Below are 15,001 nucleotides of genomic sequence, written 5' to 3'. Positions count from 1 at the left end.
TCTACAACACCTTTTGCAAAGAAAATAGCTCTTTCATCATTATCTGGATATAAAACTCCTTCTTCGTCAGTAAAGGTTGCTTTTCTTTTGAAATATTCGTCGTTATCAATAAAATAAACTTGTATTCTTTCTTTTGGAATTGAAGCTACTTTAATAATAAGAGGCATATCCATATCATTCACCACCAAATTCATTCCTGATAAACGAATAACTTCATGCAATTGGTGTCTTCTTTCATTAATATTACCATATCTAGGCATAAAAATTCGTATTTGACCACCTAAATCATTAATCATTTTCGGCATTTCATACGATTGTAACGACACTTCGTTTTCAGCTAAATAAGGCACCACTTCAGATGATACATACAATATCCTCTTGTCTTCCATAATGTATTCTAGTTAATTATTGTTTTAAAAAACCTTGCAAAATTACAAAATTTTATGGATTTATCCACTAAAATAGTAAGTTTGCACCTGATTTAATCAATATATAAATGCTCATTTTTAACAAAAAGTCCGATTTAAGTGCTTTTTTAAGCCCATTACTCAAACAAAATAAATCTATTGGATTTGTTCCTACAATGGGAGCATTACATCAAGGACACCTATCGTTACTTAAAAAATCGCTTTCTGAAAACGATGTAACAGTGATGAGTATTTTTGTAAATCCAACGCAATTTAACAACGCTGAAGATTTAGATAAATATCCAAGAACTCTGGAACGCGATGTGCAAATCATGCAAGATTTAAGCAACAACATCATCGTTTATGCACCAGAAGTAGCCGATATTTATGAAGGGAACACCGTTTCTGAAAGTTTCAATTACGATGGTTTAGAAAATCAAATGGAAGGCAAACACCGACCAGGACATTTTGATGGCGTTGGTACAATCGTAAAAAGATTGTTTGAAATTGTTCAACCGAACAAAGCTTATTTTGGTGAGAAAGATTTTCAGCAACTACAAATTGTGAAAAAATTAGTTTCCAAACACAACATTCCAGTTGAAGTTATTGGTTGCCCAATTCATCGTGAAGCAAATGGTTTGGCTATGAGTTCTCGCAACGAAAGACTATCAGATACTGCAAGAGAAAAAGCTGCTGTAATTTATCAAATTTTAAACAGTGCTAAAGATTTTTTCCAAACTCATTCTGCTGAAGAAACAACAAAATACGTAGAAGACGAATTGAAAAAACATGCTGAATTTGAATTAGAATATTTTGAAATAGCAGAAGAAACTACTCTTTTACCCGTTTCTGAAAAAGAATCCAATAAAAAGTATCGAGGATTTATCGCCATTTTTATTGAGAATATCAGATTAATTGATAATATTTCACTAAATTAATTACCTTTGCAACATGCAAATTCAAGTAGTAAAATCGAAAATTCATAGAGTAACCGTAACAGGTGCCGATTTGAATTACATAGGAAGTATCACCATCGATGAAGCACTAATGGAAGCTTCTAATATTATTGAAGGTGAAAAAGTACAAATCGTTAACATCAATAATGGAGAACGATTAGAAACGTATGCTATCAAAGGGCCTAGAAACACTGGTGAAATTACTTTAAACGGACCTGCAGCTCGTAAAGTTCACCGTGGCGATATTGTGATTATCATTTCTTACGGTATTATGGACTTTGAAGAAGCTAAAAAATTCAAACCTACTTTAGTTTTTCCTAACGAGAAAGATAATTCTTTAACATAGTTTGAAAGCTAGTATCCGAAAATTTTTAAGTCTAACTATCCCTTTATTGATTGGGTTAGGAATTATTTATTATCAGTATACTACCCTTTCACCAGATGAATTAGAAAAAATTAAAATCAGCTTCATAAAAGCCAATTATTTTTACATTTATTTATCCCTTTTTATAGCACTTTTCGGGTTTTGGTCTCGTGCATATCGTTGGAAATTTGCTCTTAATCATTTAGGATACCAAACAAAGTTTCACAACGATTTACTTACGGTTTGTGTTTCCTATTTTGTAAACCTTACCATTCCCAGATCAGGCGAAATCACAAGAGCTGCTTTACTTAAAAAATACGAAAACATCCCATTTGACAAGGGATTTGGAACAATCGTTGCAGAACGAATTGTAGATTTAATGATTTTCTTTTTATTTGTTATTGTTGCTTTCCTATTACAATTTGAAAAACTTTATCAATTTTTAATTGAAAAACTTCCGGTAGAAAAAATTTTATACTTATTAGCTGGTGGAATAATCATTTTTATTCTTTTCATCTTGGTTTGGATTTATGCAGAATGGAAAATTATTCAAAAATTAAAAAATAAATTATCGGGTTTAATTGAAGGCATGACGAGTATTTTAAAAATGAAAGACAAATGGAACTACATTTTTCATTCATTTTTTATTTGGTTCTCTTACCTAATTATGTTTTATGTCGCCATTTTTGCACTTCCCGAAACTTCAAATATTAGCTTTGATGTAGTAATTATGGGGTTTATTTTTGGTAGTCTAGCTGTTGGTTTTACTAATGGTGGTCTTGGCGCTTATCCTTTAGCTATCGCTATGATTTATTCCCTTTACGGAATTCCAAATGAAGTGGGAGTAGCCTTTGGATGGATTGCATGGGTTTCGCAAACTATTTTAACCATATTTTTAGGTTTATTATCTTATTTACTTTTGCCTATTTTAAATAAAAAATAAATTAGTAAATTGCTAATCTATTTAACCAAACTATTTAAAATGAAAATTAAACTTTTCCTTATTACTTTAATGGTAACGTCATGCTTATTTGCTCAACGTACCCCCGAAACCATCCAATCAAAAAAGTTAGGAAATCGAACTTTTACAGTGGTTACCCCACCTTCGTATGCTTCAAGTCCCGAGAAAAAATACCCAACCTTGTTAGTTTTAGATGGCGAATATTTATTAGATCCTTTTGAAGGCATTTTAAAATATGGAGCTTATTGGGATGATTTACCCGAGATGATTATCATTGCAATAGATCAAAATAATGGCGAAACACGATTTGCCGATAGTGAATTTGATGATGCTGGATTTCCATCAGGTTCAGGTGCTAATTTTTTTGAATTTATTGGACAAGAATTATATCCCTATATAGATAAAAAATACCGAACGCTTCCTTTTCGAATGATTGCTGGACACGACACTACTGCCGGTTTTTTAAACTTTTATTTATACAAAGACAATCCAATTTTCAATGCTTATATTTCATTAGCTCCAGAAATGGCTCCAGAAATGGAAAAACGTGTAGCAGAACGTTTAGCAAAAATGGTAAAACCCGTTTTCTATTATCAAGCTACAGGCGAAGGTGATTTAAAAGAAATTAATGAAAAAGCAGCGGAATTAGATGCCAATATTAAAGCCGTTCCAAATGCAATATTTAAATATCAAAACGATGCTTTCAAAGGTGCTTCGCATTATTCGCTAGTGGCTAAGGCAATTCCAAATGCTATTTACTTTGTTTTTGATGGGTACCAACCGATTTCAATGGTAGAAATTTTAAAATTAGATGCAGGCTATACCGATTATTTGATTGCGAAATACGACGAATTAGAAAAACGTTTTGGTTTTAAAATGAAACCTAGGTTAAGTGATTTCAAAGCTATTGAAGCAGCCATTCTTAAAAATAAAGCATACAATGAATTGATGCCATTAAGTGATTTTGCTAACAAACATTATCCAAAAACAACATTAGGCACCTATCATGAAGCGCTATATTTTGAAAAAACAGGAAATTACAAAAAAGCAATAAAAAGCTATCAAAAAGCATTTACACAAGAGGCGATTCGTGAAATCACAAAAGACTTCATGATGAATCGTGCAGAAGCCTTAAAAGGAAAACCTGATGAACCTACAGAAGATGTACCTGCAGAAACACCAACGAATCAACCAACAGAAAAACAAGAATAAAACCAAATGAGTAAAGTAAAAACCGCTTTCTTTTGCCAAAATTGTGGCACCCAATATTCAAAATGGCAAGGCCAATGTAATGCTTGCAAAGAATGGAATACCATTGTAGAAGAATTGGTTCAAAAAGAAGAAAAAGTAGCTTGGAAAACTACAACAGCTACATCTAAAGCGGCTACAAAACCTTTACTTGTAAAAGAAATAGACACCGCACAAGAAATCCGATTGAACACAACAGATAACGAGTTGAATCGGGTTTTGGGTGGTGGATTAGTTCCAGGTTCACTTACGTTGTTAGGTGGAGAACCAGGAATTGGAAAAAGTACATTGCTCTTGCAAATTGCTTTAAAATTACCTTACAAAACACTTTATGTTTCGGGAGAAGAAAGCCAAAAACAGATAAAGATGCGTGCTGAACGCATTACTTCTAATGGCGATAATTGCTACATTTTAACCGAAACCAAAACTCAAAATATCTTCCGTCAAATTTTGGAAATTGAACCCGATATTGTCATTATCGATTCGATTCAAACTTTGCATACCGATTATATCGAATCGTCGGCAGGAAGTATTTCTCAAATTAGAGAATGTACAGCTGAATTGATAAAATTTGCCAAAGAAACCAATACCCCAGTACTTTTAATCGGTCACATTACAAAAGACGGAACCATCGCTGGACCCAAGATTTTGGAACACATGGTCGATACCGTTTTACAATTTGAAGGCGATAGAAATCATGTTTATAGAATTTTACGTTCGTTGAAAAACCGATTTGGTTCTACTGCCGAATTAGGCATTTACGAAATGCAAGGTTCAGGTTTACGAGAAGTTGATAATCCTTCTGAAATTTTGATTTCACATAAAGACGAACAACTCTCAGGAACGGCAATTGCCACTACTTTAGAAGGCATGCGTCCGTTGATGTTGGAAATTCAAGCTTTGGTGAGTACTGCAGTTTATGGAACGCCCCAACGCAGCACCACAGGTTACAACGCCAAACGCTTGAACATGATTTTAGCGGTTTTAGAAAAACGTGCTGGCTTTAGATTAGGTACAAAAGACGTGTTTTTAAACGTAACAGGCGGAATTTCAGTAGAAGACACGGCGATTGATTTAGCCGTTGTGGCAGCTATTTTATCTTCAAACGAAGACATTGCCATTGCTGAAGGTTTTTGCTTTGCAGGAGAAGTAGGGCTTTCAGGCGAAATTAGACCCGTTAACCGCATTGAACAACGCATTCAAGAAGCCGAAAAATTAGGTTTTACCACCATTTTTGTTTCCAAACACAATAAAATTTCCTTGAAAAATACAGGAATCAAAATTGTTTTAGTGGCGAAGATTGAAGATGTGGTGAGTGAGTTGTTTGGGTAGGTTTGTTTATCAAAAGTTGAATTTCGACATTACAGTCGATAGCGCGGATTTATAATCCGTGCCCACAATATACTTGAAAACAAATTCACTTTATTTATGATACGTCGATAGTGCGGAATTACATTCCGTGCCCACCATCTACTTCAAAACAAATCTAACAAAACAATTTCTAATTCATTTTCTAAACCAGCATAATTTCTGGCTGAGCTAAAATAATAATCTTCAGGCAACGTAACTATTTTATCTTTCACAGGATTATTGTGAATGTATTCAATCTTTTGTTTTATAAAGGAATTGCTATAAATATGTTCGGCATGATAACCATCTTGCCAAACTTTATATTGTTGTTCTCGTTTTAAATGTTCACAAGCTTTTTGAAAATAGGGCAACAACCATTCTCTTCTGCTCTCAGGCTCGTCTATTATGGTTTGGATAATTTTTTTGGAAGTAAATTTTTTGAAATCTCGTATCACATCTGATAAAATAAAACCATTAGTTGCTTTGCAAAATAAATGAATGTGACTGCTCATGATGCAATACGCATAAATTTCTAATCCTTTATTTTGTTGGCAATGCTTTAGAGAATCAGTGATAATATATTTTTGATTTAATCGTGTAAAAACATCGACCCAGCCTACAGTTGTAATAGTAATAAAGTAAGCGTCTTCTGATGTAGTGGCTTTGTATTTTGTTGACATGGCGTGTAATTTATATTCAAATATAAAAAAACTTTGTCAATTATAATGTTGTGTTTTTTAATTACTTTGTGGGCACGGAATGCAATTCCGCTCTATCGTTGTGGTCAGATATCAGAGCGGTCGGGTTTTGTATTTTGTTGACATGGCGTTTAATTTATATTCAAATATAAAAAAATTTTGCCAATTATAATGTTGTGTTTTATTTACTTTGTGGGCACGGAATACAATTCCGCGCTATCGTTGTAGTGAGATATCCGAGCGGTCGGGAAAACTCCAAAATTTTCAATCTATTGAATTAATATCATCTTCAGAAAAACCTGCTTTTAAAATCAATGTTTTATCTGTAATTTTATTATCTAAATAAACCCTTGAAACCTCCGGATTTTTTGAAGAAAAAATCACTTTGTAGAATTCACCTATTTTTTCCCCTTTATCATCTCTTGGAGAATCAGAAAAATACAACTTCCCGTTTGAATAAAATTTGTATCTCAAGTATGGTCTTTTACCAGCTCCTTAAAATTTTATAATTTTACCGATAGTTACAACTCCATTTTTTTCTATCTCATTATCATAAAGATTTCCTTGATAAAGATTATAAACAATCCAAATTATAACCAAAATAAAAGCAGCATAATTAAAATATTTAGTTTTCATATTTTCTAGTTTAAAACTGAATTTCTTTCTTTATAAAAATTCTCACTTAAAATAAAAATAAGTATTAAATCCCCTCCAACAACTCCAACGCCTTATTTACACTTTTCACATTATCAAAAGTCAGCAATAAGCGTAACCCGATAGCTCGGAATTTAATATCGTGCACAAATCCACTTCAAAAAAATTCTTAAATCCCCTCCAACAACTCCAACGCCTTATTTACACTTTTCACATTATCAAAAGTCAGCAATAAACGTAAACCGTTTTTAGTTTCTTTTTCTTTTATTTTACAAACATTGCCGTTGCGTTGGGCAAATTGTAGCACTTTCATAAAACGGTTACTTTGGTAAAAATCACTTTGTTGGTCGCCAATGAAATAGCCTATCATTTTGCCTTGTTTCATCATCAAACGTTCAATTCCCATTGCTGTTGCTTTCCATTTGATACGTACACTATTTAGTAAGGCAATGGCTGGTTTTGGTAAAGCTCCAAAACGGTCAATTAGTTTTTGTTCAAATTGTTGTAGCGTGGCTTCGTCTTTGATTTGGCTCAACTCATTGTATAAATTCAAACGTTCGGTAATGTTGTTGATGTATTCATCTGGGAACAGCAATTCGAAATCGGTATCAATTTGAATGTCTTTGACAAACTCTTTGGTTTCAATGTCGTTTTCTTCTTGGTACAAGTCTTTAAACTCGTTTTCTTTCAACTCGTCAATGGCTTCGTTCATAATTTTTTGGTAGGTATCAAAACCAATTTCGTTGATAAAACCACTTTGTTCACCACCTAATAAATCACCTGCACCACGAATTTCCAAATCTTTCATTGCAATGTTGAAACCGCTTCCTAATTCGCTAAATTGTTCCAAAGCCGTAATACGTTTTTGCGCTTCTCCCGTCATCATCGAATACGGCGGCGTAATGAAATAACAAAACGCTTTTTTATTACTTCTTCCCACACGACCACGCATTTGGTGCAAATCAGACAAGCCGAAATTATTGGCGTTATTGATGAAAATCGTGTTCGCATTTGGCACATCTAAACCGCTTTCGATAATGGTAGTTGCGACTAAAACGTCAAATTCGCCTTCCATGAAAGCCAACATTAATTCTTCTAATTTTTTTCCATCCATTTGACCATGACCGATGCCGACTTTTGCTCCTGGAACCAAGCGTTGAATCATTCCCGCTACTTCTTTGATGTTTTCAATTCGGTTGTTGATGAAATAGACTTGTCCACCACGCTGAATTTCATAGGAAACCGCATCGCGTATGACTTCTTCATTAAAACGAATGACTTGCGTTTCTATCGGATAACGATTTGGCGGAGGCGTTGTAATTACCGATAAATCGCGCGCTGCCATCAATGAAAACTGCAACGTTCTCGGAATCGGAGTGGCGGTTAATGTCAAGGTATCGACATTTGTAGCGATAGTTTTTAATTTGTCTTTTACGTTCACTCCGAACTTTTGCTCTTCGTCGATAATCAACAAGCCTAAATCTTTAAATACCACATTTTTATTGACCAATTGATGTGTTCCAATTAAAATATCGACTTTTCCTTCCGCTAATTTTTGAAGGGTTTCCGATTTTTGTTTCGCAGTTCTAAATCGGTTCAAATAACTAACGGTAACCGGCATGTCTTTCAAACGTTCCGAAAACGTTCGGTAATGTTGATACGCTAAAATGGTTGTTGGTACCAAAACGGCAACTTGTTTCCCATTATCAACCGCTTTAAAAGCTGCACGAATGGCAACTTCTGTTTTTCCAAAACCTACATCACCACAAACCAATCGATCCATCGGACGTTCGCTTTCCATGTCGGCTTTTACATCGGCTGTAGCGGTAATTTGGTCGGGCGTATCTTCGTAAATGAACGAACTTTCTAATTCTTTTTGCAAATAACTATCGGGTGCAAACTGAAAACCTTTATCTAATCTTCGCTTCGCATACAACTGAATTAAGTTGAACGCAATGTGTTTTACACGCGCTTTTGTTTTTTGTTTTAGGGTTTTCCAAGCGTTACTTCCTAATTTGTAAATCTTAGGAGGCGCGCCATCTTTTCCATTGTATTTTGAGATTTTATGAAGCGAATGAATGCTCACATACACAATATCGTTATCGGCATAGACCAATTTTATGGCTTCTTGCGTTTTACCTTCTACTTGAATTTTCTGCAAACCACCAAACTTTCCAATTCCGTGATCGATGTGCGTTACATAATCGCCAACCGACAACGAAGTCAGTTCTTTTAAGGTAATCGTCTGCTTTTTAGAATATCCATTTTTAATGGAAAACTTATGGTAACGCTCAAAAATTTGATGGTCGGTATAACACGCAATTTGATTTTCTTCATCGATGAAACCTTCAAACAGAGGCAACACCATGGTTTTATATTGCTTGCGAATGCTTTCGTGATTGGCTTCATCAATATCTTCAAAAATATCATGAAAACGACTCGCCTGATTTTCATTAGAACAACACAAATAATTTTTGTAACCATTGAAATGATTCTCGCTCAAATTGTTCAACAATAAATCAAATTGCTTATTGAAAGACGGTTGCGGTTGAATATGAAATTCGACTTTTTTATCGGTTTTAAAAACAGCGTTAGTATGCAATTCGATAACTGAAAAATCAAGCGCACGTTTTAAAAACTGTTTTTGATTTAAGAATAATTCTTCGGGTTTTGCGTGTTGAATGTCTTTGGATAATTTCTCGAAAGCTTCATTGGCTTTATCGAATAATTTATCCAATTGTTGCCCTAATAATTCGGTATTTTGAATGACTAAAACCGTTTTTTCGTTGATATAATCTAAGAAACTTTCGCGGTTTTCTTGCAGTAGTTTATTTTCGACGTTGGGAATGATGGAAATCTTTTTCAGCTTTTCAACTGACAATTGGGTTTCCACATCAAAACTTCGGATGCTATCAACTTCGTTTCCGAAAAATTCAATTCGGTACGGATTATCATTGGAAAATGAAAACACATCAATAATTCCACCACGAACGGAAAATTCGCCCGGCTCAGTAACAAAATCAACACGTTTGAAATTGTATTCGAATAAGGTTTCGTTGATAAAATCAATAGACAAATTATCGCCAACCGACAATTTTAAAGTATTCTTTTCTAATTCTTTTCTGGTAACGACTTTTTCAAAAATGGCTTCCGCATACGAAACAATAATTGCTGGTTTTTTGTGCGAATTGATTCGGTTTAAAACCTCGGCACGCAACAAAACATTAGCGTTATCGGTCTCTTCAATTTGGTAGGGTCTTCTGTACGAACTTGGGTAAAAAAGAACGTCTTCGGCATTAATTATTTGTTCTAAATCGTTCAAATAATAAGCCGCTTCTTCTTTATTGCTGAATAAAATCAGGAACGGAAGTTCAGATTTCGAAAATAACGATTGTAATACAAAAGACAATGACGAACCTACTAAACCAGTAGCTTGTGATTTGTTTCGAGAGGCAAAAGTGCTTTCTAAAACAGCAATTTTGGGTGATTTATCATAGATGGATATAATGTCGGACTTGCTCAAAACTTACTTTATTTTTTATCTGAAATTTCCATCTTCTTTCGCATTTCGTCTGGATTCGCATTTCTTGTTGTATCCAAAGCTTGCAACATCAATTCTTCTCCAATTTCCTTTGGAATCGCCTTTTTGATAATAATTTCATCCCATTGTTTGTATAAACCTTTGATTTCTTCGTTAATTTCTGGAATTAATTTAGCAATTCGTTGTTCTGGAATTACTCGTAAATTCATGAAGGTCTCAAGTGATTTTAATTTCGTATTCAAAGTCGTAATTCTACTTAAAATCTGAGGTTTGTTATATTCGAAAGGAACTGTCAAGACCAAAGTATCTGCTTTTTTTGATAAATTTTTAGTTTTCATCTGAAAAGCAGACAAAGTAGATTGTGGTTTTTGACGCATTTCGATTTCAAATTGACGCCACTCGTTCCATCTGCCTAAAGTAGCTGCCACTTCAGGTCTAGGCGTTGGAAAATTAAATTGCCACATTTTCGAAATGTTCTTAAAAACAGCTTCGTTTTTTTGAGCTACTTTTTGGGCTTCTAGTTGCTGATTTTCATTTTCGCATGAAATCAAGGTTAAAACTAAAAGCGATAAACTACATAAGAAAACTTTCATTCGGATAAATTAAAAAGCAAAGGTACAAATGTTTGCCGAATGCTGCATTTTTTCTAATATTATCTTAACACCAAATTTGTTAATCAATTAAGAAAAACCATTTAAAAGATGTTAATTTATTAAATATTTAAATTTTGGTTGCAATTTGTAAAAATATCACAAAAATCCATCGGCAAAATAACGGTAAAATACTATATTTGTTACCTCATTTACACAACAAAATGGATACGAAAATTTTAATAATTGGTGCTTGTGGTCAAATTGGCACCGAGCTTACAGCAAAACTTAGAGCTACCTACGGAGTTAATAACGTTATCGCATCAGATATCAGAAAATTAGAAAATGATGTAGTTAATAACGGAATTTTTGAAGTGGTAAACGCTCTTGATTATAATCAAATTGAGCATTTACTTGAGAAATATCAAATTACTGATGTGTATTTAATGGCGGCATTGCTTTCGGCTACCGCTGAGAAAAATCCGGCTTTTGCTTGGGATTTGAATATGAATTCGTTGTTTCATGTTTTAAATTTAGCCAAAGCAGGAAAAATTAAAAAGATTTTTTGGCCTTCGAGTATTGCGGTTTTTGGACCTACAACTCCTAGACACAATACACCTCAATACACCGTTATGGAACCTTCAACGGTTTATGGAATTTCGAAACAAACAGGAGAACGATGGTGTGAATATTACCACAAACAATATGGTGTAGATGTAAGAAGCATTCGTTATCCCGGTTTAATTAGCTGGAGTACTGAAGCTGGTGGTGGAACTACAGATTACGCAGTAGACATTTATCACAAAGCAATTACCGATGGGAAATTTACGAGTTTCTTATCTGAGAATTCAGAATTACCAATGATGTACATGGATGATGCGATTAAAGCAACAATAGGAATTATGCAAGCTCCAGCGGAACAAGTAAAAATTCGTTCTGCTTACAATTTAGCAGCCATGAGTTTTACTCCGAAACAAATTGGAAAAGAAATCAAAAAACATTATCCAAATTTCGAATTGAGCTACGAACCTGATTTCCGCCAGAAAATTGCAGATAGTTGGCCGGCAAGCATTGATGATACTTCGGCAAGAGAAGATTGGGGTTGGAAAAACGATTTTGATTTAGAAAATATGACCGTAGATATGTTCAAAAACTTAAACGAACATATTTATAACAAATAAAAAAACGCCTCGATTATTCGGGGCGTTTTCCATTAAAACAAAAAACAAACTTACTCCTGAACTATAGGAGCTCTCAATGATTCTAACACTGCCACTACTTCGTTAATAATTGCTGGGTCAGTTACTCCATTTAGACCTGCAGCTTCACCCACATATCCAATAAATTTTGTGTACTCAGCATTATTTGATTTTTTCCCCATACGCGGATTTTGAGCTGGATTATGAGCAGCTACCATATCTAATCCTGTGTAAGTATTAGTAGCACCACCCCCAGTATTTGCTGAAAAGAAATCCGTCAAATTGTCACTCAAAATAGCTACGTTAGTAGTATTTCCACTTAATGCTTCTGAAATTACTGGTGCAAAATGTTGCCCTAAGTTTCCTTCTGCTCCTACCACAATGTCAGAAACAATTAAAGTAATGGTTGAATCCACTACAGAACGATAGCTTAAACGCCCCTGCTCAATCATTTGTCCAGGATTGTTTGGATCAGCTACCATAGTAGTACCACCTAATTTTGCATATAGAGATTTTGGCTTTGCTGAATCATCATCACTACATGATGTAAACAAACTTCCCGACGCAATAAACAAAGCCATTAAGGCTAATTTTGAAAAATTTTTCATAGTAATAGTATTTAGAAATTAATTAAAAATTCGTTGAATTCCTCTTGAAAACTTATAGCTAAAGCTATCTTCATTCATCACTGGACAAGCAGTTTTATTTTCTAATTCTTTTGGAAGTACAAAACGCTCTGCCTTATAATTACCCATAGCCATAAGCTTATTGTAAATAGTTTTTGAATCTGCAACCTTGATGTCGTGAAAGAATACTAAAACACCAGTTTCTTTGTTCAATCTATCGGTTTTTACTCCTGGAATGGATTTTAAATTGCGATGAATTTCTTTTGCTTTGAGTGAATCTATAGGTTCTTTGAAGTCAATTCGGCTAATTTGTAAAGTAGCGTTATCTACGACTAAAGGCTTAGCAGTTGCGATGTGAACTACCAAAACAACAAATAAAATCAGAAAGATTCCGAAGATACTTCCTAAAGCAATTTTGATTTTTTTATTCCTTTTCATAACGTTTGAGATTTTTGTTTAGTTGCATTTACGTAAACAATTTCTCATTGGTTTTTTCAAACATAAAAAAATTGAATTTTTAACATTTGGACATAAAAAATCCCAAGACAAATTATCTTGGGATTAACTATTACTTATGTTTATTTTCACTTCTTTTCGGAAAGAATTTTGTCTTCAATTATTGATTTTATTTTTACAACTTCATCCACATTGTCATTTGGAACCGTCATAGAAAGTACGTAATGTTTGATTTTCCATTGCCCGTTTTCTTGAACCAGAACACCTGAACCGCGACAAATTTTCATTTGCGTACTTAATAATTCATCAAACCAAACCATTTTCCCATTTTCGCTAAAATAGATATTGCGTTCGATTGCTTTAAAGTTCCATGCTCTTCCTTTATCGAAATAAGGTTTTGCAAACGCTTGAAATTGTTTTTTGTTCCAATTTTCCGTGGCATCTGTTCCGATGAAAATGGATTCCTCTGACATCGCTCCAAAATACGCTTCATAATTTGCAGCTGCAGCCGCTTTATGCCAATTATCTAAAATAGTAGTGATGTTTTGTTTTTCTGATTGAAGCTTTTCCTCGCAAGGTTTGCAAGAGAAAGTTAGAGTTGCTAGGAGAAAGATGGTTAGTTTCTTCATATTAAAAAGTATTAATTACAACTGTTTTTACATTTACAAATTCTTTAATGCCATCTTCAGCTAATTCTCTTCCGTAACCTGATTTTTTGATTCCTCCGAAAGGTAATCTTGGATCGGATTTTACCATTTCATTGATGAAAACAGCACCTTCGTTAAAGGATGAAATCTTGGTTTTAATGAAATCAATGTCTTGGGTAAAGATAGAAACCCCTAAACCAAATTTTGATTGATTGCTTAATTCGATGGCTTCTTCAATGGTTTTAAAAGTTATGATGGCAGCAACTGGTCCGAATGTTTCTTCATTGAAAACAGGCATTTCTGTGATTACATGGGTCAAAATTGTAGGTTCATAGAAAGCATCTTTTCTATTTCCACCAACGATTAGCTTAGCTCCCATTTCAATAGATTTTTGAACTTGAACTTCTAATTCCTCGGCTAAATCAACACGTGCTAGCGACCCAATTTGGGTTTCTTTATCTAACGGATTTCCAGTTTTTAAGTTATTAATGGCAACTTTGAATTTATCGATAAACTCTTCTGCAATATTTTCGTGAACTAAAAATCGCTTAGCTGCAATACAACTTTGGCCTGCATTTTGCATTCGGGCATTGACAGCTGTTGCTACTGCTTTTTCTAGATTTGCATCTTCTAAAATGACGAAAGCATTACTTCCACCTAATTCTAAAACGCACTTTTTTAAATGTTTTCCAGCTTCTGTAGCAACTGCAATTCCTGCTTGTTCGCTTCCGGTTAATGAAACGGCTTTAATGATTGGATTTGCGATGATATTGGCTACTTCGCTACTTGGAATTGGTAAATCTTGATAACAACCTTTTGGAAAACTTGCTTGCTCAAAAATTGCTTGAATTAATTCGGCTGATTTTGGAACATTACTTGCATGTTTAACCACAACGGTATTTCCGACGATAAGTGTTGGAACCGCAAAACGGAATACTTGCCAAAACGGAAAATTCCATGGCATTACGCCTAAAATGACTCCTAAAGGTTCGTAGGTAACAAAACTTTCAGACGCTTCGGTTTGTATATTTTTTGTAGCTAAAAAGATTTCGGCATTTTCGTAATAGTAATTGCATAGAAGAGCACATTTTTCAACCTCGGCAATTGCTTGTGAAATGGGTTTGTGCATTTCGGTAGTGATGCAAGTTGCATATGCTTCTTTATTTTCTAAAAGTAGTTTAGCTAATTGAGGCAAAAAAGAAATTCGATTTTGAATACTTAAATTGCGCCAAGAATGCTGCGTGTTTTCTGAAACTTTTAAAAGATGTTGCATGCTGAAAGGTTTTTGTAAAAATACTAATTTT

The 15,001-nt window shown here is 34.1% G+C and carries 15 protein-coding genes; 6 read left to right on the top strand and 9 right to left on the bottom strand.

Annotation, left to right across the window (positions count from 1 at the left end):
* On the bottom strand, positions 1 to 389 hold a 389-nt coding region (locus B4I81_RS00735), incomplete at its 3' end, for a glycogen/starch synthase (RefSeq protein WP_291106375.1).
* Between the two features lie 107 nt (positions 390 to 496).
* Here B4I81_RS00735 and panC point away from each other — a divergent pair.
* The 5 genes from panC to radA are packed head-to-tail and all read left to right on the top strand — an operon-like array spanning position 497 to position 5,268.
* Positions 497 to 1,345, top strand: coding sequence for a pantoate--beta-alanine ligase (panC, locus tag B4I81_RS00730; protein WP_291106373.1), 849 nt, complete (start codon positions 497 to 499; stop codon positions 1,343 to 1,345).
* 13 nt (positions 1,346 to 1,358) lie between these two features.
* Positions 1,359 to 1,709: an aspartate 1-decarboxylase gene (gene panD, locus B4I81_RS00725; protein WP_008255780.1), complete on the top strand. Its 351-nt coding sequence runs from the start codon at positions 1,359 to 1,361 to the stop codon at positions 1,707 to 1,709.
* A gap of 1 nt (position 1,710) precedes the next feature.
* Positions 1,711 to 2,670, top strand: coding sequence for a lysylphosphatidylglycerol synthase transmembrane domain-containing protein (locus tag B4I81_RS00720; protein WP_291106370.1), 960 nt, complete (start codon positions 1,711 to 1,713; stop codon positions 2,668 to 2,670).
* 39 nt (positions 2,671 to 2,709) lie between these two features.
* Complete coding sequence (locus B4I81_RS00715; protein ID WP_291106368.1) at positions 2,710 to 3,900, top strand: alpha/beta hydrolase; 1,191 nt, start codon at positions 2,710 to 2,712, stop codon at positions 3,898 to 3,900.
* A 6-nt stretch (positions 3,901 to 3,906) separates the two neighbouring features.
* Positions 3,907 to 5,268 (top strand): DNA repair protein RadA, encoded by a 1,362-nt coding sequence (radA, locus tag B4I81_RS00710; protein WP_291106365.1) that lies wholly within the window; start codon positions 3,907 to 3,909, stop codon positions 5,266 to 5,268.
* A gap of 143 nt (positions 5,269 to 5,411) precedes the next feature.
* On the opposite strand, the gene B4I81_RS00705 is transcribed toward radA, so the two are convergent.
* From B4I81_RS00705 to B4I81_RS00690, 4 genes are all read right to left on the bottom strand, one after another.
* Positions 5,412 to 5,966, bottom strand: coding sequence for an REP-associated tyrosine transposase (locus B4I81_RS00705; protein ID WP_291106363.1), 555 nt, complete (start codon positions 5,964 to 5,966; stop codon positions 5,412 to 5,414).
* A gap of 282 nt (positions 5,967 to 6,248) precedes the next feature.
* Complete coding sequence (locus B4I81_RS00700; protein ID WP_291106361.1) at positions 6,249 to 6,458, bottom strand: hypothetical protein; 210 nt, start codon at positions 6,456 to 6,458, stop codon at positions 6,249 to 6,251.
* A gap of 349 nt (positions 6,459 to 6,807) precedes the next feature.
* Positions 6,808 to 10,116, bottom strand: coding sequence for a transcription-repair coupling factor (mfd, locus tag B4I81_RS00695; RefSeq protein ID WP_291106379.1), 3,309 nt, complete (start codon positions 10,114 to 10,116; stop codon positions 6,808 to 6,810).
* Positions 10,117 to 10,169: 53 nt separating this feature from the next.
* On the bottom strand, positions 10,170 to 10,772 hold the full coding sequence (locus B4I81_RS00690; protein WP_291106360.1) for a hypothetical protein: 603 nt from the start codon (positions 10,770 to 10,772) through the stop codon (positions 10,170 to 10,172).
* 221 nt (positions 10,773 to 10,993) lie between these two features.
* Here B4I81_RS00690 and B4I81_RS00685 point away from each other — a divergent pair, with 221 nt between their 5' ends.
* A complete protein-coding gene (locus tag B4I81_RS00685; RefSeq protein WP_291106358.1) occupies positions 10,994 to 11,950 on the top strand; it encodes an NAD-dependent epimerase/dehydratase family protein in 957 nt (318 codons plus the stop codon).
* A gap of 50 nt (positions 11,951 to 12,000) precedes the next feature.
* Here B4I81_RS00685 and B4I81_RS00680 read toward each other — a convergent pair whose 3' ends face one another.
* The 4 genes from B4I81_RS00680 to B4I81_RS00665 all read right to left on the bottom strand — a co-directional run bounded on the left by B4I81_RS00680 (position 12,001) and on the right by B4I81_RS00665 (position 14,970).
* Positions 12,001 to 12,576, bottom strand: coding sequence for a hypothetical protein (locus B4I81_RS00680; protein ID WP_291106356.1), 576 nt, complete (start codon positions 12,574 to 12,576; stop codon positions 12,001 to 12,003).
* 18 nt (positions 12,577 to 12,594) lie between these two features.
* Positions 12,595 to 13,032 carry a hypothetical protein gene (locus tag B4I81_RS00675; protein WP_291106354.1) on the bottom strand — a complete coding sequence of 146 codons (438 nt, stop codon included), beginning with the start codon at positions 13,030 to 13,032 and terminating at the stop codon, positions 12,595 to 12,597.
* A 146-nt stretch (positions 13,033 to 13,178) separates the two neighbouring features.
* Entirely contained in the window at positions 13,179 to 13,679 is a 501-nt protein-coding gene (locus B4I81_RS00670) for a nuclear transport factor 2 family protein (RefSeq protein ID WP_291106352.1), read from the bottom strand.
* Between the two features lies 1 nt (position 13,680).
* A complete protein-coding gene (locus B4I81_RS00665) occupies positions 13,681 to 14,970 on the bottom strand; it encodes an NAD-dependent succinate-semialdehyde dehydrogenase (RefSeq protein WP_291106350.1) in 1,290 nt (429 codons plus the stop codon).
* Positions 14,971 to 15,001 lie beyond the last annotated feature (31 nt).

This window comes from Flavobacterium sp. UBA6195 (genome assembly GCF_002422095.1).
Lineage (GTDB): Bacteria > Bacteroidota > Bacteroidia > Flavobacteriales > Flavobacteriaceae > Flavobacterium.
This window is presented reverse-complemented; position numbering and strand designations above follow the sequence as displayed.

Excerpts from the sequence above, each read along its gene's own strand:
- B4I81_RS00665 (WP_291106350.1), bottom strand. The coding sequence starts at position 14,970 with ATGCAACATCTTTTAAAAGTTTCAGAAAACACGCAGCATTCTTGGCGC.
- panC (WP_291106373.1), top strand. The coding sequence starts at position 497 with ATGCTCATTTTTAACAAAAAGTCCGATTTAAGTGCTTTTTTAAGCCCA.
- B4I81_RS00680 (WP_291106356.1), bottom strand. The coding sequence starts at position 12,576 with ATGAAAAATTTTTCAAAATTAGCCTTAATGGCTTTGTTTATTGCGTCG.
- B4I81_RS00715 (WP_291106368.1), top strand. The coding sequence starts at position 2,710 with ATGAAAATTAAACTTTTCCTTATTACTTTAATGGTAACGTCATGCTTA.
- B4I81_RS00670 (WP_291106352.1), bottom strand. The coding sequence starts at position 13,679 with ATGAAGAAACTAACCATCTTTCTCCTAGCAACTCTAACTTTCTCTTGC.
- B4I81_RS00705 (WP_291106363.1), bottom strand. The coding sequence starts at position 5,966 with ATGTCAACAAAATACAAAGCCACTACATCAGAAGACGCTTACTTTATT.
- B4I81_RS00690 (WP_291106360.1), bottom strand. The coding sequence starts at position 10,772 with ATGAAAGTTTTCTTATGTAGTTTATCGCTTTTAGTTTTAACCTTGATT.
- B4I81_RS00675 (WP_291106354.1), bottom strand. The coding sequence starts at position 13,032 with ATGAAAAGGAATAAAAAAATCAAAATTGCTTTAGGAAGTATCTTCGGA.
- radA (WP_291106365.1), top strand. The coding sequence starts at position 3,907 with ATGAGTAAAGTAAAAACCGCTTTCTTTTGCCAAAATTGTGGCACCCAA.
- panD (WP_008255780.1), top strand. The coding sequence starts at position 1,359 with ATGCAAATTCAAGTAGTAAAATCGAAAATTCATAGAGTAACCGTAACA.
- B4I81_RS00685 (WP_291106358.1), top strand. The coding sequence starts at position 10,994 with ATGGATACGAAAATTTTAATAATTGGTGCTTGTGGTCAAATTGGCACC.